The sequence below is a fragment of the Microcoleus sp. B4-D4 genome (assembly GCF_036705185.1).
Classification (GTDB): domain Bacteria; phylum Cyanobacteriota; class Cyanobacteriia; order Cyanobacteriales; family Microcoleaceae; genus Microcoleus.
The window spans coordinates 14,191-35,782 of the sequence record NZ_JAUBTX010000024.1; the positions used below are offsets into that span (position 1 = coordinate 14,191).

Consider the following 21,592-nt stretch of genomic DNA (forward strand, 5'->3'; position numbering starts at 1 on the left):
AAATAAACAATCCTGGACGGACAGGGAATTAAGAAACCGGGTTTTTAATCCTATATACCTCGCGATAGACGGAGGATTGTAGTAAAAAACCCGGTTTTTGTGTCGGGAACGATCGAGCATCAGATTCATTCTCCCTCGGCATCTCCTCGCGCGATCGTCCTTCTGTAAACTCTCAACCTGTATGCTGCATCCTGTCAACTGTTGAAATTATCCACCGGCGGGGCTAGCGGATACGGGAAAAGCACCCGGACGTACTTTAATTTTCTGAACTTGGCCCAAACGGTTAATTTCCACTTCTAGTTCTTTGCCGACAGCAGCATTTTCCACCCGTTCTTGCACGTCTCCGGGAGTGTTGACCGCAATTCCGTCAATTTTTTGAATCACATCTCCGGCGCGCAGGTTGGCTTTTTGAGCGGGGGAATTTTCCACCACTCGCATTACGGCTACACCTCGATCGAGGGTGATTTTATTATCTAGTTGTTTGTTGACTTCTGCTTTGGTGGCGGGAGTCAAGCCGATCATTTGAATGCCGAGATAGGGATGTTCGGCTTTTCCTTTGGCGAATAACTGATCGGAAACTCGTTTGGCCGTTTCGATCGGAATTGCAAATCCCAAGCCCTGAGCGTCGGCGCGAATGGCGGTATTGATGCCAATTACTTCGCCTTGGTCGTTGAGCAGGGGGCCGCCTGAATTACCGGGGTTGATGGCTGCGTCGGTTTGGATGAATCGGACTCGTTTGTCGGGGATGCCGACTTGGGAACTGGTTCTACCCGTAGCGCTAATAATGCCCACAGTCACGGTATTGTCGAGACCTAAAGGATTGCCGATCGCGATCGCCCACTGTCCGGGTACAATATTGTCCGATCGACCCAAAACAACCTGCGGCAGTTCCTTAGCATTAATCTTAACCACAGCCACATCCGTCAGCGGATCGACACCCTGCACCTTACCCTCAAACTCGCGGCCGTCTTTGAGCGTCACCTTAACAGTATCCGTACCGGAGACAACGTGAGCATTAGTCACGATGCGGCCGTCAGCAGTCAGAATAAACCCCGAACCGGTGCCGCGTTTGATTCGTTCTTCCGGCTGCGGCAAATTGTCCCCAAAAAACCGGCGAAACAAAGGATTTTTGAAAGCTTCCGGTACTTGATTCGTCACCTTGCTCGATGCGTCAATCCGCACGACTGCAGGCCCGACTTTTTCTGCTGCTTCAGCAATAAAATTAGGATTGGTGCGATCGACTGCGCGATTTTCTGGAACCGGAGGAGAAGCATAGGGCGGGATTTGCTGGCGCACCACGGGCAAAACCGATCCAGTTTCGAGATAATTTGGGGCTTGCAGGTAGCGATTCCCCAACCATCCCATGCCTCCGCCGATCGACAGCAAAGTCACATAAAGGGTCATTTGCTTAAAAGATAAACTCATATTTAACAACTCCCGCTGAATACCTCATCCCCGCAGAAACCTTTGGCATCAAGCATTTTTGTCTTGGCCACAGGTTAAGGAAGCGGGGCGGGGCTTACCGCTTCCTCAAGAACATAGCTGTTAACAGACAAGTGCTGATGTGCCCAACAAGCAAAAATTGCTTGATTTTCAAACAGCCAAGAAAACCAATAATTCTTATCGTAACTTGGCTCGGTCTGGGATTTGCGGTATCGGGTGCGACTAGAGCTTTCAAATAGGCACTTTCACTAGGTGAAAAAATTGTCAATTCTCCGAAATGAATACTTTTTTCCGTGCATATTGACTTTTAAACGCTGATTTTTGGTCATTTGTGCGATCCTAAAGGTCGATCGCCCCTGTTAGGTGATCTTGCGGCCAATTCCGGGCCCGCCCCTGAAAATATCGTGATTTTTTACCCCCACCGAGTCAAAAATCACAGTCCCGGACGATCGCGCCGGGCCAGGAATCGCTCGTTACCACGAAGAGCCTGGTAATGCAGGTGCGGAGGCTCTGCCTCTGTTTACCTCCCTGCTTCTGGATAGAGAAAAACGTGACCGATGTTTAAATTATTAAATTTTCGTTCCTCAGAATTGTATTTTAACCCTCAACTATTGTCCTATAAATTTTACTAATAATCTAGTTTATTTGACTCATAAAATGCGGGTAAATTTTCCATCCATCTAGCACATAAAAGCTGTTGGGAATGTTAACTATCTCCGTATTGCCTTGTACTCTAGTAGTAGTTTGTAATTGTTGCCCTCCGGTTTCTAAAATGATTTCCAAACCGTTTGGTGTTTGATTGATTCGCAAACCTGTTACTTCTACAATTGACTGAGATATTTGGACAACAGGGGCCCTGGAAATTGAATTGATTCTGATGTTTTCCCTGGGATACAGTGCCTCAGCGCTGATAATTGGCAGTTCTATTTCGTTCAGTTTGGGAATATCTGCTGTTGCAATAGATGCTGCTTTGGTTTCGGCAATATTGGCTGGTTGCATCGCCCGATCGCCAGACGGCAATTTATCGAGGGTGCCGTCAGAATTAACATGAAAATTAAGTTGTTCATCCTCCACAGATCGCGCTACAGATAATCCAGAAGTTTCTACTTCCGATTTTTGCGCGATCGGCTGTGGGGATTCCCTCACACTATCCCTCTTGGAGTTTAGACTAAGCACAAATTGACTCAGCATGAACTGAGTCGAAGCGCGACAAGTATTGTGGGCGGCATAAGTTTACGCTGCTCCATAGAAACTTTTGTCCCCGATGAGGTAAAATAAAATGCCCGATATTGTTGATATTATTGAAAGACGATATCAGTGGAAAATCAGCGCCCGCCGTCAATCAAAGATTGAGTGAGACTGCTAAAGGACGCAGCCATAATTATTGGAAAGATAAGCCCGTGGCGAGATTTGAACTCGCGACTTCCTCCTTACCAAGGAGGTACTCTACCCCTGAGTTACACGGGCATAAAAGATTAAAAATTTTAATTTAACACTTTTAATTTTTAACTTTTATGTAAATTGTGGTGGGCCGGGCTGGATTTGAACCAGCGTAGGCGTAGCCAGCGGATTTACAGTCCGCCCCCATTAACCGCTCGGGCACCGACCCATTTGTACCCACAGTTATACACCTTAGCAGCTTCATCTTGATTTTGCAACATTACATTTAAAACTCTAATCATTCAGTTCGGAACCGATAAGTCAGTTAGCGGTAAACGGGAAAATCGAACAGGAAATTAAAAGTTAGGTATAAAACAAGACTTAACGCTTTTTTGTCATTGCGAACGTCCGCGTGTTAGCGAAGCGATCCGTTCGCCGAAGGCGTTCGCGAAGGGTAGGAAAGCGATCGCAGTATATATTTTTCACCTGGTTTTACAGACTGAACAGTCTTAAGTGAACCGTATTGAGCTATAAAACAATGAATTCACAACTTTCGACGTTTTGGAACTTGCCTGCCGATCGGGTGCTGACTCAGGTGAAGTCTACGCCCGCAGGTTTAAGCAGTCAGGATGCTCAACAACACCTGAGCGAATACGGTGCGAACAGTCTGAAACAGAAACAGCAATCGAACTCACTGACGCTGTTGCTCAACCAGTTTAAGAGTCCGATTATCTTGATTCTGATTTTTGCCGCCGTGCTCTCGATCTTTCTGAAAGATGCGGCAGATGCGATCATCATTTTGGCGATCGTCCTAATTAGCGGCTTACTAGGATTTTGGCAAGAAAGGGGAGCGACAAATGCTGTTGAGAAATTACTGGCTTTGGTGCAAGTAAAAGCCACGGTGTTGCGGGATGGTAAATCTCAAGAAATCCCCAATGAGGAAGTGGTTCCGGGTGACATTGTGTTGCTTAATGCTGGCGATAGCATTCCCGGTGACTGCCTGATTTTAGAGTCGAAAGATTTGTCGGTGAATGAAGCGGCGCTGACTGGAGAAACCTATCCGGCTGACAAACTCAGCGGCGTTCTGCCCGCAGAAACAGATCTGGGTAAGCGCATTAACATCCTTTATATGGGCACCAATGTCATCAGCGGTACTGGCAAAGCAGTGGTGGTGCATACCGGAAAGGAAACTGAGTTTGGTAAGGTATCGGAACGATTGAAACTTAGGCCGCCGGAAACCGAATTTGAAGCGGGACTCACCAAATTTGGCTACTTTCTGATGGAGGTGACGCTGATTCTGGTTGTCCTGATTTTTGCCGCCAATGTTTACCTGAAACGCCCGGTTTTGGAATCATTCCTATTTTCCCTAGCGCTGGCGGTTGGCCTGACTCCTCAACTGCTGCCCGCCATTGTCAGCCTCAATCTGTCTCGCGGCGCTAAGCAAATGGCGAAAAAGCAGGTGATTGTGAAGCGGTTGGCTGCGATCGAACTGGTTGGTTTATGGAATCTGTGATTTCTGCATCCATAATTGTGTTGGTGATTCGGACGCGGCAGTCGATTCTCGCGAGCAAGCGGGGAAAGTATTTGTTGCTGTCAACGATCGCGATCGTCACGATCGCACTCTTCCTTCCCTATACTCCGCTTGCAAGTTTACTGGGATTCCAATCCTTGCCGCTCGAATTCCTGTTGGTGCTGGCGGCAATTGTCGGACTCTATATCTTCTGTGCCGAAAACGTTAAACGAGTTTTCTATCAACACATCCACTCTTGACCATTCACAATTCACCGCATCAATCTCTTGTAAGCTGAGAATAAAAACATGATTACTGTCCACCACTTGAACAACTCTCGCTCCCAGCGAGTGCTCTGGCTGCTAGAGGAACTCGACCTAGAGTATGAAGTCAAGCGCTACGAGCGCGACCCGAAAACAATGCTCGCTCCCGCGTCGCTGCGTGCAGTGCATCCACTGGGCAAGTCTCCGGTGATTACCGATGGTGCGCTGACTCTGGCTGAATCCGGTGCGATCGTCGAATACTTAGTTGACCGTTACGGTGGCGGACGACTCGCTCCAGAGCTTGGCACGCCGGAACGGTTGCGATACATCTACTGGCTGCATTATGCTGAAGGCTCTGCGATGCCCCCGCTAGTGTTGAAGCTAGTCTTTAACCAAGTTGAAACAAGTCCGATGCCGTTTTTCGCTCGACCGATCGCGCGGGCAATTGTGGATCGCGTCAATAAATCGTTCATTGATCCTCAAATCGCACTGCATCTGGGTTATCTAGAAGCAGAACTTGAGAAAAGCTTATGGTTTGTTGGTAGTGAGTTCACCGCAGCCGATATTCAGATGAGCTTTCCATTGGAGGCGGCGGCTGCACAGGTAGGGTTGGACAGCAGCCGACCGAAACTGATGGGCTTTCTCGATCGCATTCACGGGCGTCCGGCATACCGCCGTGCATTAGAACGTGGCGGGGCATACGAGCTGCTGAATTAAGTGGAAATCCTTTCATAAACTGAGGTGAAGCGTTCAGCCCGAAACGATTGTTAATAATGCTGGAAAGTCTGTGATGCCTTTGACATCATCACACGCTGTATTGTTGAGGCGATCGCAAGGTGCAATTGACGATCGCTGAACGCTTGAAGTTACCCATCAATGCCATTAAAGTTGCGATCGACGCTCAGCGCGAGCGCACACGTGGAAGAGGATCACAACGGCAATCTGAGATTTACGCGGAATGGCGAGACGCTGACAATGCACCCCCCGAAGCACAAAGATTTATCTGATTTGAACAAACGATGTGGCAGTCATCGCGATCGCCTACGCTTTGACAAAAGAAGTCCAACAGAAAGCTAAAATATTGGGAGAAAAGATTCAGAACAAGAATGGAGTTGATGGGGCAGTTCAAGCGCTCGCGAGCTGTCTTCAGCAAAAATGAACCTGAGAGATGGCAATATTTTCCCTATGGTGCAGAATTTACATTCACGCACAATTTTTTTTTTGCGATCGCCTCTGCACGCTTTAGCAGACGATTGTTGAAGAGATCGCAATGACCTTGTAATAAAAGATGCGGTAATGTTACGTTAAAATAAGAATTAAGCCTCAGTTGCGTGATAATAGATAGGTATACTGCTCGTTCTATCGGTGGAGGTGCAGCCGAAAGCTTATCTGTCATTATCCATAGTTCACCTACTTTGGAGTTATCGATAGAGCAGCAGTCGGACAAGCCACAAATTTAAAGTTATCTTCAGTTTTTCATTAATATGCAAACTATTGAAGTTGAATACTCAGGTCAAATCCAAGTTAATAAAGGCAAAAATCCTAGAGAACTTTACGCCCATCAAAATGAGGCAATTAAGGCACTTGATCAGAAAAATAAGTCTCCTTTTGAGGGTTTGTTAGTTTTGCCTACGGGTGGTGGAAAAACGTTGACAGCCGTTCATTGGTTACTACGCAATTTCATCGACAAGCGTAAAAAAGTTTTGTGGATTGCTCATCGACATGAGCTACTTGATCAAGCGTTTGAAACCTTAAAATTTAGTGCTTACCCATCATTACTAAGTGATACTGAAAGATTCAAGTATCGCGTGATTTCTGGTCATCCCAAGCACGATCGCCCTGTTAACATCGAAAAAACTGATGATATTATTATTGCCAGCAAAGATAGTTTAAACAGTGGGCTAAATTACCTCACAAATAATTGGGTTAATCATTCCGACGCGATACTTTTAGTAGTGGATGAAGCCCATCATGCAACAGCAAAGACTTATCGAAAATTAATTGACAGCATTAAGCAAAACTTTAAAGATAGAGGAAAAGCAGATGGTTTCAGAATGTTAGGGTTGACAGCAACTCCATTCAGAACAGATAAAAGTGAGCAAGGTTTGCTTAAAAAAGTTTTTCCCGATGACATTATCTTTTCAGAACACTTGAGGACGCTCATTACAAGAGGAATTCTTGCAGAACCAGTTTTCGAGAACTTAGAGACAGAGCTAGATTTCTATAAAGAATTAACAGACAGAGATATTAGATCAATTGAGGACTTCGACAAATTACCTAAGAAGGTTGCCGAAAGAATTGCGATGTCGAGTATCCGCAATAAACGGATTATCGATCACTATGTTGAGAACCGAGAAAAGTATAAGCCCCTTTTGGTTTTCGCAGTTGACATTCAACACGCGATCGCATTAAATGGACTATTTAAAAACCGAGGAATAAAATCTGACTTCGTGGCCTCAAAAATCATGGACGAAGGTACTGGAGCTACGATTTCTGTAAAAGAGAATTCAGAAAAAATCAAGCGCTTCAGGGCAGGACAACTCGAAGTTCTCATAAACGTAGAAATGTTGACCGAAGGAACTGATTTGCCTAATGTTCAAACAGTTTTTCTGACACGCCCAACTACTTCTACACTTTTAATGACCCAAATGATTGGTAGGGCTTTGCGCGGACAGAAAGCAGGAGGTACAGAAAAAGCCTATGTTGTAAGCTTCATCGATAATTGGGAAGATAAAATCAACTGGGTTAATCCTGAGAAATTGACTGATCTTGATGGCGCTGAGTTTGTTGATAGAGATATCGAGACAATGAAGAGAATTGCTCGACTTATCTCAATTGAAAAGATAGAAGAGTTTGCCCGTATGATGGATGATTCCATCGATAATGCTGCTTTAGAAAAATTGGATTTTCTGAGACGAGTTCCTGTTGGAATTTATCGCTTTTCTATTCTTGAATCTTCTGAGTCTGCTGAACCAGTGTCTAGAAACTATGATGTACTTTTATATAACGGCACTGAGGAAGCCTATGATAGTTTTGTTAATGACCTAGATGCTGTATTTAAGAGTGTAAATATCCAAAATAGAGAAGTCTTGACTGACGAGGAGCTGGAATATTTACTGCAACTAACGAAGAACCTCTACTTCCCAGACTATCCTTTCCTGCTTGGATACAGAGATGATGATGTTAAAAATATTTTACGCTTCTATGCTCAAAAGGAGATGGAGCCAGATTTCATTGCTTTTAGTGAGCGTAGAAAGTGTGATTTGTCAATTGTGGCAAGACATATCTACGAGAATGATTTAACACTTAGGCAGGTGACTGAATATCTTACATCGCTATGGAATGACGGTAAATCCTTTTGGCAGGTTTTATTTGGATATAATTACCTTTATTTCAAGAAACAGGTAGATATCGAAATCAATAAGCTACTTGGAGTTTACCCCGATGTAACAATTACCCCGCCAATTGTAATTCCTGATACAGTTCCATTAGAAAGCCTTTCATTTGTGGAAATCCGAGAGCGTGATCCAGCAGAGTATCGGGATATTAAGGATGCTGTCTTTGCCAAGTATACTGACGGGAAAGGATTCATCGTCTGTGCCTCTAGTGGGTTTAAGAGCCAGATGCGAATAGATTTTCAAATTGACCACATTATACCAATGTCAGAAGGTGGCTTAACTACATTGAAAAATCTTCAAGTATTGTCGCGTAAAGCACACACAGAAAAAACTCGGTTAGAGAATCTAAAAAGGTAGTGACTCGCAAAGCTTGAACGAATCCGCAGTATAACAATTCGCTTGGAGCAGACTGCTGAAAGATATTGGTACTGAGTGCAAGGTTACTTGCAGCCGCTCAAACGAACCGTTATGCCGAATCGATAAGTCCATTAAGATTATCTGTTTCAGTTCGAGATTAGGCAAGCGAATATAGTAGACTTCGTTGGTTAGTTCGGAGAGATTATTAGCGATCGCCCTCTAAAATATCAAATCATTTGAGAATATTTGTTGTTGGGCGGAATAGCGATCGCCTACAGCAAACTTTAACGGTCAAGTCATCGACATTTTCTGCTTGCCAAAGTGGTTCGCCGATCGCATTTTCACGCTCTATGGTGGCTTGCTGATAGTTGCGCTTCTGCTTCTTGTGATTAGATTGTTGAGTTGATGGGCAATCAGAATATCCGCCTGCGGATACATATATATATATGATGCGATCGCTATTCTGGATGATATAACTAAAAGCTTTTAACCAGTAACATACATCGTAGTTTTAACCAAACCTTCAGCGCAAAGTGCTGTATCTTACCCTTTCCACCTTTAAAAAGATGACTAAAATCCCAGAAATTTCTCTAGACGATTTGTGGGAATCAGCACCGAAGAGCGATCGCCCCTTCAATCCTGAATCATTAATCAATCTTCCCAATCTAGCCCGTCGCTATTTGGAGAATGCGATCGCCCCCGGCACACCCCTCGCATCCGCCGTTCGATTGTGGATGCGAGGCGAAATCAAACTCGATCAAAAATGGCATCCCTTCAAGGGAGAAGAAGTTATCTACGGTGATCGGGGGATGATCTGGCGGGCGACGACTTGGGCGAAGGGGTTGCCGATTTGGGGATGCGATCGCATCGTGGATGGTGTTGGCGAGTCGCAGTGGAAAATCCTCGGACTGTTTCCCGTAATGCAGGCATCTGGTGCTGATATCACCCGCTAAGAAGTGTGGGCCGAGTTCAAGTAGAGTCGATGTTGCTGCCTTCCATTCTCTGCAATCCCGACATCTCTTGGACAGAGTTAAATGCTTCACAGGTACAGGCAAACTTCACAGCCCTCGGCGAACCTGTCAAACTCACCCTGACAGTTAGCGATCGGGGAATGTTGGAGGAAGCCAAAATCGATCGCTGGGGCAATCCCGAAGGTGAAGCGTTTCACTACGTAGATTTTGGGGTAATTGTCGAGCAAAGCAGTACCTTTGACGGCTACACAATCCCGACTCGTCTTCGGGTAGGCTGGTTTTTGGGGAGCGATCGCTTTGAGTCTGAAGGCGAATTCTTCCGATGTGCGATCGATAAAGCAATCTATCAATAAAGGAGTCATTTATGTCTAAATCAATGAACCAACAAATTCTGCTCAAAAGTTACCCGACGGGAGAACCAAAAGAGAGTAATTTTGCCGTTGTCGAAACAGCAATTCCAGAACCGGGAGAGGGAGAAATACTCAGCAGCACTATTTACTTGTCCCTCGATCCGTATATGCGAGGACGAATGAGCGATCGCGAGTCTTATGCAAGTCCGGCAAAGTTAGGCGAAGTCATGGTGGGTAGCACTGTCAGCCAAGTGGTGAAATCAAACCATCCCGAATTTTCAGCCGGAGACTTCGTGCTGGGATATGGCGGTTGGCAAGATTATGCGATCGCCAAAGCCGAAACTTTGAGAAAACTCGACCCCAGTCAAGTACCAATCTCTTACGCATTAGGCATTACCGGAATGCCTGGAATGACCGCTTATTTTGCACTGCTAGATATTGGCAAACCCAAAGCCGGCGAAACTGTCGCGGTTTCTGCTGCTTCTGGTGCTGTTGGTGCGGTTGTCGGTCAAATTGCCAAAATCAAGGGTTGTCGGGCAGTAGGCATCGTTGGCAGCGATGAAAAATGCGATTACGTTGTGAATGAATTAGGATTTGATGCCTGCATCAACCGCAAAACTCAAGACCTGAATTCAGCATTAAAAACAGCTTGTCCCAATGGAATCGATGTCTACGTCGATCATACGGCGGGCCCGATTCTAGAAGCAGTTTTGCAACAGATTAATCTGGGAGCCAGAATTCCATTAGTAGGTTTAATCTCCCAGTACAATGCCGAAACTCCACCTCCCGGCCCTAATCTGATGCCGCTATTGGTTAAACGTGCGCTGATCCAAGGGTTTCTGGTTGGCGATTACCAGCAGCGTCATGAAGAGTTTATAAATGATATGTCTCAATGGTTGCAGGCAGGCAAACTGAAGTACAAAGAAGACATTGTAAAAGGGCTGGAAAATGCACCTCGCACCTTTATTGGTTTACTGCAAGGGAAGAACTTTGGCAAGTTAATAGTTCAGGTTAGTGACGATTCAACAAACAATTGATAGCATCAAAAAAGATTGAGTATTTTGACGCGCATGACCGATTAGACTTTTTGCAAAAGTCCTTCTAATTAATTTTTGGGTCGGGGAAAATGCCCATCCCACAAGAAAGAAAAAAATTGGGAGCGGCATTTTTCCCGTCTTGGATATTTTTACAATAGGTCTATTTTATGAGGTTTTTGAGTGCATAATTATCAGATTTTGAGGATTAAATCATGCCAACTGCAACCGACTTCAAAGATTACTACACCATTCTGGGAGTCGGCAAAACTGCAACTCCTGAAGAAATCAAACGAGCATATCGCAAACTTGCCCGCAAACATCATCCAGATGTGAATCCCGGCAATCCAGAAGCTGAGGATAAGTTCAAAGATTTGAATGAGGCCAACGAGGTTTTATCAAATCCTGAAAGGCCCGCTTACTTGGTACACTTCCGTGTACCAAGCCTCGGCTAAGCCCAAATCCCTAATTCAATAATTCGCCGGTTTCTTGCAGGGAGTGCAGGCGGCGGTAAATGCCTTGTTGCTTCAAGAGTTCGTCGTGGCTGCCAATTTCAACGATTTTACCGCCGTCTAATACAACGATCGCATCGGCTTCGCGAATTGTACTCAGTCGGTGGGCGATAATTATGGTGGTGCGCGTACCCAAAATATTTTGCATGGCTAGTTGGATCGATCGCTCCGATTCATAATCCAAACTAGAAGTAGCTTCGTCAAAGATTAACACGTCCGGCTCCACCAACAAAGCCCTAGCAATTCCCAACCGCTGCCGCTGACCGCCGGACAAACGCATTCCCCGCTCCCCGACAACGGTATAGTAACCTTGGGGCAACAAGCCGACAAACTCGTCTACTCTGGCGATGCGACAAGCTTCCTTAACTTGCTCAAAAGTTGCTTTCCGGTTGCCGTAAATCAAATTTTCCAAGAGAGTACCGTTAAATACGTCTACTTCTTGATGCACGATGGCTAAACGCTTGCGGTAGCGAGTCACGTCTAAGCTACAAATGTCCTCGCCGTCGATCAGAATGCGCCCGGAATTAAGCTCGAAATACCGAAACAGCAGTTTAACTAATGTTGATTTCCCCGAACCCGATCGCCCGACTAATGCTACAGTCTGGCGGGGATGAATTAATAAATTTACATCCTGCAAAACCGGCTTTTGGCGATCGTACCCGAATGTCAGCCCGCAAAATTCGATTTTGCCAGTAAATTTATAGGGCGATGCCGATACAGCATTTTCCGTTGCTAAATTGCCTGCATCTACACCGTCTGGCAATTGCATAAACTCGTGAAACCGGATCATTGAAGAATAGCGGCGGGCCAATAATTCGGCGATAATGCTAATCGGACGCAGTTGGGAATAGGCCATGCTTGCTAAGGTGTAAACCGTAACAAAATATCCCAGAGATATCTGGCCGGCGACTGTTGCTGCCAAACTAAAACCGAGAACTGAAAACAGGCAAAACTGGACGATGGTCTGCTGGTATGTCCCCAGGATGACGTATCCTTTGTGAATGCGGTTAACTACTACTTTCAATTCGCGATCGAGTCTGGTTGTTTGTCTTTTTAGTTCGTCTGTTTCCGTCGCAAATGCTTTGACTGTTTTGATGTTGGTAATAATTTCTGAGTTGCGGCTTTCGGTATTTTCGATGTATTCATCCAAAATTGCTTCGCGCTGAGTGACTTGTCGGAGGCTTTGGAGGGTGAAACTGAGGATAAATAGGAAAGAAACCAAAATTAATAAGGCGATGCGCCATTCAATTAACCAGATAACTGCAAAGATGCCGATTAAGCGCACGACTTCGGGGATGAATTCACCGGCAATTTCTGGGTAAGTCCAAGTGTGGTTGGCGATGCCTTTGGCGATGCGGCTGGCAATCCGTCCGGCGTTGTTTTCGTCGTAGAATTCTAGGGGTAAGGTGAGGATTTTGCCGATCGCTCCTTTCATTCGATCGCGCCGCGCTGTTAATGGTAGCGCCCAGTGGAACCAATTTCCCACCCAAGGCTGTATGGGTGCTTTGGCGACTGTTACGATAAAAATCAAGCCCAGCAAGACGGATAAGGATAATATTTTGCTTGGTGACTGCTGGGTAAGTGAGGCGATCGCTGCGATCGATTTTTGCGTTATTGTATCTGTAGGTCGATCGGACAATACGTTTAAGATTTGCCCGATCGCGTAGGGTACGGCTAAATCTGCGATCGCAAACAGGCTGGATGCACCGATGCTCAGAACCGAGGTTTTCCAGTAATTGTTGTAGTATTTGATGATGTCCTGAAAGCTTGCCATAAATTTCTTGTGAGATACAACCCCTTCCAAACACTTGAGTTTGATAATTGCGCGCGATGGCGACAGAACTACAATTATACTACAAAAGTAGTCGGCGGGGGAAATCTATGGGATAACAGCAGATAGGCTCAGCTAACTCAGGAGTGCGATCGCTGATTTGGCATAAATATGATGGGGAAGGGCGATCGATCTGCTGCACTCGATAGATCGCCCGCGATGATATTTCAAGCGTTGATGCAGCAACAGGAAACCACAGATTAACGTTCCTTGACGCAGATAGTTTCCCCAAGAGCGATCGAATTAATGCAATGCCGAACTCAGTTGTGGTGTCGCAGAAGTCCTTGTACTTGTAGTTTTGGGCAACAATTGATTTAGCGCATCGCACAAGTATTTTTTCACGGTGTCCCTGCTTGCACCCACGCCACTGGGAATGGTAAAAATCATCTCGACAGTTAACAGATTGCCATCCTCTGAGGCAAATACATCGATCGGCAAAGCGCGCTGAAAAGCTGTTGCGGGATTTTCTGCTTTCATCACACCCATGCTGACATCAGTGCTGACAGTCTTGATCCCCTCGCGGGCTAAAATGGGTCGCAATTGCGAAAATGCTTTTTCTACTGATAATCCCTCAACCTGAACCCGGGCCGAAAAGGCAGCACCACTGAGAAAGTCGCCTTTTTTTTGAAAGCTTTCCTCGCAGGTTGCGGCCACAGCGGGGCTAGCTAAACACATGAGAGCAAACGTCAAGAAAATCGATCGCATATTAAGTTACAAGTATAAAAGCCTCATCAAGCTCAGGATAAGCACCACATAAGAGTTTGGCAAGTGCTGTCTGAGGGCAAAAAAATATAGAAGACAGAATTTGCTGAAAATTCTGCCTTCTGAGCAATGCTTTCTAATTCTTAGGTTCTCAGTGCTGGAGGCGCGCGAACTCAAAAACCCGGTTCCTGCCTCAAGTATCTCCCGAATCTATCGACGATTTTTCTGAGAAACCGGGTTTTTGCATAAGTCCTAGTTCTATGCGCCTGTTAGCTGAAGGCGTAGGCTGATTGCATCGCCCACCAGATCAGGAAGCCGATGCCGCTGCCAATGACGATCGCCGAAAGCCCGATCGCGATCGGGCTGTCAGCTCCTTTGAACTTCATGATTCCGCGATTTAAGTCTGACATGAGCAGTGTTCTCCCACGATTGCAGCTTGATTGTAGCCTTGCCTTGGGCGGATGACGGTTAAAAGCACTGCAATTACTGATTTTTTTAACAATCAAGCTGCTGCAAATTCAGGCGGGGCGCGGCCCGGCGCGCTGTCTGAAGTGTCTGAAAAAAAAACTTACAAAAAAGACTTGACAAATTCGGAGAATTGAGAGATTATAGTTAAGACCGCAGGAAATGCGGGTGTGGCTCAGTGGTAGAGCGTCACCTTGCCAAGGTGAATGTCGCGCGTTCGAATCGCGTCACCCGCTTTAGAAGATGGAAAAAATCAACAAGATCCAAAAGTATCAAAAGAAACTATTTGGTATACTCCCAGAAATGGTTGAAAATACCTAAGTTAGTGGTACAATTGAGTCCAGAACTTGCAAGTCAAAATTGCTGGTCGAGCTTCGGCTAGAAACAAGCAATTGAAAGCCTCGGGCAGAATTGACAAGCTTGACAAAGTGGATATGTTAACGATTATTTTTGCAAAAACGCTTTTTTTATCCGATCGCTCGTGCCATCCCAAAAAGCTCAAAAAATTGACTTAAATGATGAGTACCCCTGCCCTTGCCGGCGCAAGGGTCGTCTCGTACCCATAACGCTGACAGAAGCCTTTGGCTGCAACCGCTGTCAGCAAATATTTGTATTGGACGAAAGCGGACAGGTTATCGAACAACTATCAACAAACTATCCTTACAAGCAGGCTTGGCGGTGGACGGGGAAGCAATGGAACAGAGCGAATCCGGGTTTGAAAACCCACTACTTGCCACTGGCGCTAGGGATGATTTTGGTCCCGCTAGTGATTTGGTTGCCCCTGGCACTGAGCTCGCCCGGGCCCAATGTGATTCTGTGGGCAATGGTCGCCGTGCTGCTAGCAATGCTGCCGGCGCTGATGGTATGGCTGGCTTACAGGCGTTAGTTAAATGATAATAGAAGAATTTAGTCATTCATCAGATGGGGCAAATGTTGCCCGCCGCGCTTATCAAGCTTCTTTGGACTTGGCGGCGACAAAAAGCACCGATCGCGCTGCTGGTTTGCAGGCGATGGCGAGATCGCTAAAAGACAGACAAAATGACATTTTAGAAGCAAATACTCTGGATCTAGAAGCGAGTCGCGATATGGCGATTCCCGACTTGATTGTGGAGTGGCTGAAGCTGACACCGGAACGGATCAAGACAACTGTCCAAATTCTGGAACGGTTGGGGGAAATGCCAGATCCGATCGGCAGAGTGATCAATGCTTCCTATCAAGTCGATCGCTGTCAAGTATACTGTCAATCGCTGCCGCTGGGGGCGATCGCCCTAATTTACGAGGCGTTTCCCGAGTTGGGGGCGATCGCGGCGGGTTTGTGTCTCAAAACCGCTAACAGTTTGATTCTCAAAGGTGGCAGCGAAAGCTGGCGAACTAATGCTGTAATTGGAGAAGCTTTGAACTCGGCGATCGATGAGGTCGGTTTGCCGTCAGGATGTTTGCAGGTATTGCCGCCGGATCGGGGCGCTGCAATCCGCGATTTGGTGACTCAAGACCAATATCTCAATTTAATTATTCCCTACGGTAGACCGAGTTTGGTGCAGCAGGTGGTAAGGCTGTGCACTGCACCGGTGTTGCGATCGGCAATGGGCAATTGCTACCTCTATTGGTCGCCGACTGGTAGTTTGGAAATGGCAAGGTGGATGATTTTGGACAGCCATCAAAGTGTGCCAGATCCGGTAAATGCGATCGAGAAAGTGCTGATCGATCGCAACCAAAAGCCTTCTTCCTTAGTCAGGCTGTGGAACAGTTTAAAAGAAAAAGGCTTTCAAATTAGCGGAGACGCAGATCTCGTCGCAGATTTCCCAGAGTTGAAGCTGGCTGAACCCTACGAATGGACTCAACCTTACTTAAACAAAACCATAGCGTTTAAAGTTGTTGATAGTTTAGAAATTGCGATCGGCTGGATCAACCGCTACAGCAGCGGCCACGCTGACTCCATCGCCACTGAATCTTACTTAGAAAGTCGCCAATTTGCTCTAGATGTCAACAGCGCCTCAACTTTTATTAATGCCTCCCCTCGGTTTTGGCGCTATCAAAATCGGGGAGATGCGATATTTTTGGGAATGTCCAACCAAAAAGGTTATCGCCGGGGATTAATCGGGCTAGATACGCTGACGACAATTAAAGAAATTGTTCAAGGTAACGGACAATTTTAAGGTAAGTTGCTTCTTGTGAGTTATATCAATTCCGGTTGCACTCAAACATCATTGTTGACTGTTGACTGTTAACTGTTGACTGTTAACTCGATTTTATTATTCTGATGCAACCGGAAACGATATTATTGGTTATTGGTTCAAAATCCGATAACTTATATATACTATTATTTTCAATAAGCTGTTTGGAAACGGAATCTCCGGCTTATTTCACAAGAACATTAAATTTTTGCATAACAGGCAAACCTGTTGCTAACAATCATGCAATATCTCAGATACAATTAACTGTAGAAAGTTATTGAGTGACATCGAAATACTCTTATCCAAAACATGAAATCAGAAAAAAAACTCAATACTCTAGACAAGACTGAAACACCGACCTTAAGCGAAGAAACGCTAATTCACCACTCGGTATATGTTAAAAAATTGCGCCCGCTGCTGCCATCAGATGCCTTTGAACCGAATTCAAGCAAGTTAGGGATACTGCTGATAAATATCGCGATTTTATTGTTGGGATGGGGAATTGCTGCTAATCTCGATCGCTGGTCTGTCTATTTTTTATGGCTTTACTTACCTTTAGCCGTCATCATGGGCAATAGTATCATAGTTTTGCTATTTAGCTCCCACGACTTGATGCACGGTAGCGTTCAGAAAAAGTCTCGCCTCACTTATCCGATCGCCTTTTTTGGCCTAAGTATGCTGTTCATGCCGCCTACTCAGTGGAAAAATCTGCACAACCTCGTACACCACAACAACACCAATTCTGCAGCAGACCCCGATCGCAATTACCTGTCGCAGCAGCCCGACACTTGGGGAAAATGGATTCAAAATCTATTTGTACCGTCGGTGGAAGTCAATCCGCTGTGGTTAATTGTCGGGATGGCCGGTTCCTGGTTTGTACACAATTTCCGCAATCTCACCTCGGTACTGTTATTCAACGATAAATCTGTCGATTACGTACCGGCTGCCTTTACAGTTAGTCCGAAAGATAGAAGAACGATCGCCTTTGAATGTCTGGGAATTGTCGCAATTCACCTGAGTATCTTATTCTATCTAGAGTTTAACCCGATTAAAGTAGCTCTTGCCTACATTTTGCCGATCGCGATCGGTCATGCAGGTGCCATGTTCTACATCTTCACCAATCACATGGGCTGTCGGATGACCGAGATTAACGACCCGCTGATAAATAGTGCTTCGCTGCGGGTTCCTAAAATATTTGATTTGCTGCACTTAAATTTTTCTTACCACACAGAACATCACATTTTCCCCAGCATCAACTCAAACTATTACCCGATGGTGCAAGAATTGTTACAAATTCACTACCCCGGTCGGATGAATTTAATCGATGCTGGAGAAGCTTGGCGCTTGTTGATGCAAACCCCCAGACATTACAAAGATGAAGTCACCTTCACCGATTCCTCTGGAACAATGGTCGTCAATTGCTCGATTGTGGAAGAATACAAAAGCCGAGCTTAACAACAGGCTTTCGGCTTTGTCTCACAAAAAGTAAAATTTATTGTGGGGCGGATGTCCCGCCCGCCCCACAAATAGACTCCTACATACTGATGCTATTGACTACCAAAGAAGGCTTGAGAGAAAAGTAAGGGATTACCCGTTTTTGATTGTTGGCATCAATCCTTTGTTCAGCCATATTCAAATTTTGTTGGAACTGGCTGGCTAAAAATTGGATCGGCGTTCCCGCAAAAACTTCGTCGAAGCTCATCCGGTAAAGTTCGCGGAAAGATTTATCGTAATAACTAATACTATTTTTCTAAAGATGTGGTATGGATGAAGTCTTAGCCCCCCCCGAAGTCGCGGGGGGGTAATATTTAGCGCTACTTTATGAAATTGGTATAAAGCCTGCTAAAACATAAAAATATGTGGCTGACCTGTGGAATTAGATCGTGAATTTATCATGCTTTCAGCCCCTATTAAACTATTAAGAATAATTTAATTTTGTCAATAAAAGTAACGCTAGAAAACAGAACTCCCAACTCTGGGACTTCTTGAAGAAGTTGGGGATCTAATAGCGATCGAGTGAGGCGATCTTTTTCTGAATGTCCCGTAAGTAATTGGACAGAATTAATTACACACTGATTTTTTGCTGATTCTTTACTAGACAAGGCTTTTAGCCCAGACTTTTGTGTAATTAATTGTGTCTTACTACTTATCGGGCCTCAGCTTGGCGGTTGAGTTCGGAAAATAAGAGAAAATCCTGATACAGTTAAGCAATCAGGGCATATAGAAAAGAGTTTGAAAAATTGGGTTGGCATCGCACCGGTTGATGGCGATCGCAGATTTGAGCGAGATTTCTCGCGCTATTCAGGTTGGAGACGCCACAGATGCCGCACATTCACTATCTGCCGGACGATCGCACGATCGAGATAGACGACGACGATATAATTCTCGAAGCTTCCCTCAGTGCCGGCATTCCCCACACCCACATCTGCGGCGGTAGCGCCCGGTGTTCGACTTGCCGCGTCTTGATTGTCGAAGGTTTGGAATTTTGCTCTCCGCGCACCTCGTCGGAAGAGGAACTTGCCAAAAAATTACGCTTAGAGCCCGAAATTAGGCTGGCTTGTCAGACGCAGGTGGCGGGCGGGAAGGTGATTTTGCGGAGATTGGCGATCGATTCTGAAGACTTGGAAGCATTTAACGACGAAATGGTCGGAAATTTGATTTCTGCACCTGTGGGACACGAGAAAAAAATTGCAATTTTGTTTGCTGATATTCGAGGGTTTACTGCGTTTGCAGAATCGCTGTTACCCTACGACGTAATTTATATTTTAAATCGCTATTTCCAGAAAATGGGTTTTGTAATCAATAACAATGGTGGGATGATTAATAATTATATGGGAGACGGTTTCATGGCGCTATTTGGGTTAGAAAATCCCGAAAAGGCGGCGGAACAAGCAGTGAGGGCGGGAGTCGAGATGCTGGAGGAACTAGAGAAACTCAATCCCTATTTTGAGACTTTATACCGTCACCGATTGCGGATTGGGATTGGGATTCACTGCGGTTTGGCGGTTGTGGGGAATTTGGGTGCGTCGAACAGTCAGACAGTTACGGCGATCGGAGATGCGGTGAATTTTGCCAGCCGGATCGAGGCTGCGAACAAGCAAGTAGGAACGAGTTTGTTGATTTCCGAAGAGACTTATCAGGAAGTCAAGGAATTGGCGATCGTCAATCAATGCGTATTAGTTGAAATTCCGGGAAAAAGCGGCGAATATCCGCTTTACGAAGTAATCGGGATGCCGCCGCTGCCCGTAGAAATCGAAGATTTATTTGAGGTAACAAAAGTTTCAATCTGGCAAATTTTTGTAAAGAAGTTACGTGCTTTGTCTGCTGCGGTGTACAATTGGATTAGGAAAATATTTTGATTTTAAAAATTAGGTTGAGCCGATCGTAAATGCGATCGCCCTTATTGCCAACAGCGACATTAGCAACTAATCTTAGTAGCAGTCCCAATAGTATCACATTTTCGCTCTCAATGCAATCAAGTTCAAGTGGTAGTCCAGGCAGTTCTAATCATCTACCATCCGAACTCCAAGAGAAAATTCTCTATGGAGAACGCCGTCCACCCAACTCTAACAGGATTGTCGGTGCTCATTCACCCCAAATTAAAACTGACCCAAATTTTACAGTCAGAGTTATTAACAATAATTCAGATGGCACAACATTTGTCGAGTCAATTAAACAATTTCCCGACGGCAGTTTTTCTCGCCCCAAAAAATCAACTCTAGCACCCGATAGTTGGAGTAATGCTAAAATTATAGATGTTACCAATCAAGTAGCAAAAACACCTACTATTCACACTCGTTCTTCTGATGGTGTGACTTTCCATCGCGAAACAGTTGATGGAGTAGAATGGCTAGTTATCAAAGATGTTGCAGGCAACATAGAATCATCCTATCCTACAGGCGGCAATCCCATCACTTTCTAAATAAGGAGTTAAAACAGTGATGATTTTTCAACAGCTAGACGAATATTTAAACAAAGAATTTTCGGCGGATTTTTGGTCTGATTGTGCAGTCATATCTGCCATTGATTTAGTTCAAAAAATGACTCCTACTGATTGGGATTCACTCAAATCCTGTTGGCGCGATCGCCCCCAAGAGTGGCAGTACCGCTGCGCCGAAATTATTTCCGATGCAGACTCCCAACAAGTAATTCCTATTTTACTCGAAATGCTTCAAACACCGGATGATGAGCTTACCATCACAGCAGCAGATTCTTTAAGATCGATTGGTGTAGCCGAACAAAATGTTTATCTGGAGCAAGATATTTTAAAACGCTTGCAAATACTCTCTGAAAATAGTTCTATCGCTAAAATCATTGTCAATGAACTGCTCAAACAATTGCCAGTGAGAGTATGAGTATAACTTCACAATTCAACCGCAGATATCCGCTTTCATCCGCGTGCATCTGCGGTTAAAAAAAACCAAATCTAAGCCATCACCATTCCCCCATCCACATTAAAAACCTGCCCCGTAATATAAGCCGCCGCCGCATCCGCCGCCAAAAACTTCACCATCCCCGCAACTTCCTCAACTTCTCCGTATCTCCCCAGCGGAATGTATTTCAAAATCTCATCAGACTTGACATCCTTCGTCATATCTGTAGTGATAAAACCCGGTGCAACAGCATTCACAGTAATCCCGCGACTCGCCAACTCCTTCGCCACAGTTTTAGTAAATCCGATTACCCCAGCTTTCGCCGCACTGTAATTAGCTTGTCCGGGATTGCCCATTTGTCCAGCCACCGAAGCAATATTAATAATTCGGCCGCTGCGCTGTTTCAGCATGATTTTACTCGCAGCTTTCGCGCACAAAAACACGCCGGTTAAATTCAAATCAATCACAGCTTGCCAATCTTCCAGCTTCATCCGCAACAGCAAAGTATCGCGGGTGATGCCTGCATTGTTCACCAAAATGTCAATCCGTCCCCATTTTTCCATGACTTTACTGATGAGTGAATCCACTTGGTCAGTTTTGGAGACATCTGCTGCAAGGGCGATCGCTTCTCCGCCAGCAACGTCAATTTCTGCTACCACCTCATCAGCAGCAGCGCTGGAACTGGCATAGTTGACGGCGACTTTAGCGCCCTCTGCGGCTAGGGTTAAAGCAACGGCGCGGCCGATTCCCCGCGATGCACCGGTGACGAGTGCAACTTGACCCCGCAATCTCTGATATGTCTCTGGCAATAATTCCATAATTGTATCCT

Annotated in this window: 22 protein-coding genes, 3 tRNA genes and 1 pseudogene; 17 read left to right on the top strand and 9 right to left on the bottom strand. The window is 45.4% G+C overall.

Going from position 1 to position 21,592, the window contains the following annotated elements; genetic code table 11:
- Nucleotides 1–207: 207 nt before the first annotated feature.
- From QUB13_RS17905 to QUB13_RS17920, 4 genes are all read right to left on the bottom strand, one after another.
- Entirely contained in the window at nt 208–1,425 is a 1,218-nt protein-coding gene (locus tag QUB13_RS17905) for an HhoA/HhoB/HtrA family serine endopeptidase (RefSeq protein ID WP_194010055.1), read from the bottom strand.
- A 654-nt stretch (nt 1,426–2,079) separates the two neighbouring features.
- Nucleotides 2,080–2,589: a hypothetical protein gene (locus QUB13_RS17910; protein ID WP_333383016.1), complete on the bottom strand. Its 510-nt coding sequence runs from the start codon at nt 2,587–2,589 to the stop codon at nt 2,080–2,082.
- A 249-nt stretch (nt 2,590–2,838) separates the two neighbouring features.
- Nucleotides 2,839–2,910 (bottom strand) — tRNA-Thr (locus QUB13_RS17915).
- Nucleotides 2,911–2,967: 57 nt separating this feature from the next.
- Nucleotides 2,968–3,052: transfer RNA gene (locus tag QUB13_RS17920), tRNA-Tyr, on the bottom strand.
- Between the two features lie 309 nt (nt 3,053–3,361).
- Between QUB13_RS17920 and QUB13_RS17925 the strand changes: the two genes are divergently transcribed.
- The 10 genes and pseudogenes from QUB13_RS17925 to QUB13_RS17970 all read left to right on the top strand — a co-directional run.
- Nucleotides 3,362–4,336, top strand: coding sequence for an HAD-IC family P-type ATPase (locus QUB13_RS17925; protein ID WP_333383018.1), 975 nt, complete (start codon nt 3,362–3,364; stop codon nt 4,334–4,336).
- Nucleotides 4,324–4,593 carry a cation transporting ATPase C-terminal domain-containing protein gene (locus QUB13_RS17930; protein ID WP_333383020.1) on the top strand — a complete coding sequence of 90 codons (270 nt, stop codon included), beginning with the start codon at nt 4,324–4,326 and terminating at the stop codon, nt 4,591–4,593. Before QUB13_RS17925 ends, QUB13_RS17930 begins: the two co-directional genes overlap by 13 nt.
- 48 nt (nt 4,594–4,641) lie before the next feature.
- Nucleotides 4,642–5,313, top strand: a complete 672-nt coding sequence (locus QUB13_RS17935; RefSeq protein WP_333383022.1) for a glutathione S-transferase — start codon at nt 4,642–4,644, stop codon at nt 5,311–5,313.
- Nucleotides 5,314–5,432: 119 nt separating this feature from the next.
- Nucleotides 5,433–5,603: a hypothetical protein gene (locus QUB13_RS17940; protein WP_333383024.1), complete on the top strand. Its 171-nt coding sequence runs from the start codon at nt 5,433–5,435 to the stop codon at nt 5,601–5,603.
- A gap of 14 nt (nt 5,604–5,617) precedes the next feature.
- Entirely contained in the window at nt 5,618–5,755 is a 138-nt protein-coding gene (locus QUB13_RS17945; RefSeq protein WP_333383026.1) for a hypothetical protein, read from the top strand.
- Nucleotides 5,756–6,080: 325 nt separating this feature from the next.
- Nucleotides 6,081–8,351 (top strand): DEAD/DEAH box helicase family protein, encoded by a 2,271-nt coding sequence (locus QUB13_RS17950; RefSeq protein WP_333117093.1) that lies wholly within the window; start codon nt 6,081–6,083, stop codon nt 8,349–8,351.
- A 566-nt stretch (nt 8,352–8,917) separates the two neighbouring features.
- Entirely contained in the window at nt 8,918–9,304 is a 387-nt protein-coding gene (locus QUB13_RS17955; protein WP_333383028.1) for a DUF6544 family protein, read from the top strand.
- 5 nt (nt 9,305–9,309) lie between these two features.
- Nucleotides 9,310–9,675 carry a DUF6920 family protein gene (locus QUB13_RS17960; protein ID WP_333383030.1) on the top strand — a complete coding sequence of 122 codons (366 nt, stop codon included), beginning with the start codon at nt 9,310–9,312 and terminating at the stop codon, nt 9,673–9,675.
- Between the two features lie 11 nt (nt 9,676–9,686).
- A complete protein-coding gene (locus tag QUB13_RS17965; protein WP_333383032.1) occupies nt 9,687–10,709 on the top strand; it encodes an NADP-dependent oxidoreductase in 1,023 nt (340 codons plus the stop codon).
- 212 nt (nt 10,710–10,921) lie between these two features.
- A pseudogene (locus QUB13_RS17970) lies at nt 10,922–11,119 on the top strand (DnaJ domain-containing protein); the annotation flags it as partial.
- A 52-nt stretch (nt 11,120–11,171) separates the two neighbouring features.
- Here the strand turns inward: QUB13_RS17970 and QUB13_RS17975 are convergent.
- From QUB13_RS17975 to QUB13_RS17985, 3 genes are all read right to left on the bottom strand, one after another.
- A complete protein-coding gene (locus tag QUB13_RS17975; RefSeq protein WP_333383034.1) occupies nt 11,172–12,992 on the bottom strand; it encodes an ABC transporter ATP-binding protein in 1,821 nt (606 codons plus the stop codon).
- A gap of 300 nt (nt 12,993–13,292) precedes the next feature.
- Nucleotides 13,293–13,754, bottom strand: coding sequence for a hypothetical protein (locus tag QUB13_RS17980; protein ID WP_194068240.1), 462 nt, complete (start codon nt 13,752–13,754; stop codon nt 13,293–13,295).
- 266 nt (nt 13,755–14,020) lie between these two features.
- Nucleotides 14,021–14,161 (bottom strand): hypothetical protein, encoded by a 141-nt coding sequence (locus QUB13_RS17985; protein ID WP_194010048.1) that lies wholly within the window; start codon nt 14,159–14,161, stop codon nt 14,021–14,023.
- A gap of 219 nt (nt 14,162–14,380) precedes the next feature.
- Here QUB13_RS17985 and QUB13_RS17990 point away from each other — a divergent pair.
- From QUB13_RS17990 to QUB13_RS18005, 4 genes are all read left to right on the top strand, one after another.
- Nucleotides 14,381–14,452, top strand: a tRNA-Gly gene (locus QUB13_RS17990).
- Between the two features lie 245 nt (nt 14,453–14,697).
- Complete coding sequence (locus QUB13_RS17995) at nt 14,698–15,102, top strand: hypothetical protein (RefSeq protein ID WP_333383036.1); 405 nt, start codon at nt 14,698–14,700, stop codon at nt 15,100–15,102.
- 4 nt (nt 15,103–15,106) lie between these two features.
- The gene (locus tag QUB13_RS18000) at nt 15,107–16,372 is read left to right on the top strand and encodes a glutamate-5-semialdehyde dehydrogenase (RefSeq protein ID WP_333092025.1); all 1,266 of its coding nucleotides are present in this window, start codon (nt 15,107–15,109) and stop codon (nt 16,370–16,372) included.
- A gap of 327 nt (nt 16,373–16,699) precedes the next feature.
- Nucleotides 16,700–17,845: a fatty acid desaturase family protein gene (locus tag QUB13_RS18005; protein WP_333383038.1), complete on the top strand. Its 1,146-nt coding sequence runs from the start codon at nt 16,700–16,702 to the stop codon at nt 17,843–17,845.
- A 79-nt stretch (nt 17,846–17,924) separates the two neighbouring features.
- Here QUB13_RS18005 and QUB13_RS18010 read toward each other — a convergent pair whose 3' ends face one another.
- Nucleotides 17,925–18,092, bottom strand: a complete 168-nt coding sequence (locus tag QUB13_RS18010; protein WP_333383041.1) for a hypothetical protein — start codon at nt 18,090–18,092, stop codon at nt 17,925–17,927.
- Between the two features lie 619 nt (nt 18,093–18,711).
- Here QUB13_RS18010 and QUB13_RS18015 point away from each other — a divergent pair.
- The 3 genes from QUB13_RS18015 (at nt 18,712) to QUB13_RS18025 (ending at nt 20,745) form a co-directional block, all read left to right on the top strand.
- On the top strand, nt 18,712–19,749 hold the full coding sequence (locus QUB13_RS18015) for an adenylate/guanylate cyclase domain-containing protein (protein WP_333383043.1): 1,038 nt from the start codon (nt 18,712–18,714) through the stop codon (nt 19,747–19,749).
- Nucleotides 19,750–19,859: 110 nt separating this feature from the next.
- The gene (locus QUB13_RS18020) at nt 19,860–20,312 is read left to right on the top strand and encodes an EndoU domain-containing protein (protein WP_333383045.1); all 453 of its coding nucleotides are present in this window, start codon (nt 19,860–19,862) and stop codon (nt 20,310–20,312) included.
- Nucleotides 20,313–20,328: 16 nt separating this feature from the next.
- Nucleotides 20,329–20,745, top strand: coding sequence for a hypothetical protein (locus tag QUB13_RS18025; protein ID WP_333383047.1), 417 nt, complete (start codon nt 20,329–20,331; stop codon nt 20,743–20,745).
- Nucleotides 20,746–20,816: 71 nt separating this feature from the next.
- Here the strand turns inward: QUB13_RS18025 and fabG are convergent, their stop codons facing one another.
- Nucleotides 20,817–21,581, bottom strand: coding sequence for a 3-oxoacyl-[acyl-carrier-protein] reductase (fabG, locus tag QUB13_RS18030; RefSeq protein WP_333383049.1), 765 nt, complete (start codon nt 21,579–21,581; stop codon nt 20,817–20,819).
- Between the last annotated feature and the right edge of the window lie 11 nt (nt 21,582–21,592).

What these genes read in the sequence shown, in the direction of transcription:
- QUB13_RS17905 (WP_194010055.1), bottom strand. Translation starts at nt 1,425, where the DNA reads ATGAGTTTATCTTTTAAGCAAATGACCCTTTATGTGACTTTGCTGTCG.
- QUB13_RS17925 (WP_333383018.1), top strand. Translation starts at nt 3,362, where the DNA reads ATGAATTCACAACTTTCGACGTTTTGGAACTTGCCTGCCGATCGGGTG.
- QUB13_RS17930 (WP_333383020.1), top strand. Translation starts at nt 4,324, where the DNA reads ATGGAATCTGTGATTTCTGCATCCATAATTGTGTTGGTGATTCGGACG.
- QUB13_RS17935 (WP_333383022.1), top strand. Translation starts at nt 4,642, where the DNA reads ATGATTACTGTCCACCACTTGAACAACTCTCGCTCCCAGCGAGTGCTC.
- QUB13_RS17950 (WP_333117093.1), top strand. Translation starts at nt 6,081, where the DNA reads ATGCAAACTATTGAAGTTGAATACTCAGGTCAAATCCAAGTTAATAAA.
- QUB13_RS17955 (WP_333383028.1), top strand. Translation starts at nt 8,918, where the DNA reads ATGACTAAAATCCCAGAAATTTCTCTAGACGATTTGTGGGAATCAGCA.
- QUB13_RS17965 (WP_333383032.1), top strand. Translation starts at nt 9,687, where the DNA reads ATGTCTAAATCAATGAACCAACAAATTCTGCTCAAAAGTTACCCGACG.
- QUB13_RS17975 (WP_333383034.1), bottom strand. Translation starts at nt 12,992, where the DNA reads ATGGCAAGCTTTCAGGACATCATCAAATACTACAACAATTACTGGAAA.
- QUB13_RS17980 (WP_194068240.1), bottom strand. Translation starts at nt 13,754, where the DNA reads ATGCGATCGATTTTCTTGACGTTTGCTCTCATGTGTTTAGCTAGCCCC.
- QUB13_RS17985 (WP_194010048.1), bottom strand. Translation starts at nt 14,161, where the DNA reads ATGTCAGACTTAAATCGCGGAATCATGAAGTTCAAAGGAGCTGACAGC.
- QUB13_RS18000 (WP_333092025.1), top strand. Translation starts at nt 15,107, where the DNA reads ATGATAATAGAAGAATTTAGTCATTCATCAGATGGGGCAAATGTTGCC.
- QUB13_RS18005 (WP_333383038.1), top strand. Translation starts at nt 16,700, where the DNA reads ATGAAATCAGAAAAAAAACTCAATACTCTAGACAAGACTGAAACACCG.
- QUB13_RS18010 (WP_333383041.1), bottom strand. Translation starts at nt 18,092, where the DNA reads ATGAGCTTCGACGAAGTTTTTGCGGGAACGCCGATCCAATTTTTAGCC.
- QUB13_RS18015 (WP_333383043.1), top strand. Translation starts at nt 18,712, where the DNA reads ATGCCGCACATTCACTATCTGCCGGACGATCGCACGATCGAGATAGAC.
- QUB13_RS18020 (WP_333383045.1), top strand. Translation starts at nt 19,860, where the DNA reads ATGCAATCAAGTTCAAGTGGTAGTCCAGGCAGTTCTAATCATCTACCA.
- fabG (WP_333383049.1), bottom strand. Translation starts at nt 21,581, where the DNA reads ATGGAATTATTGCCAGAGACATATCAGAGATTGCGGGGTCAAGTTGCA.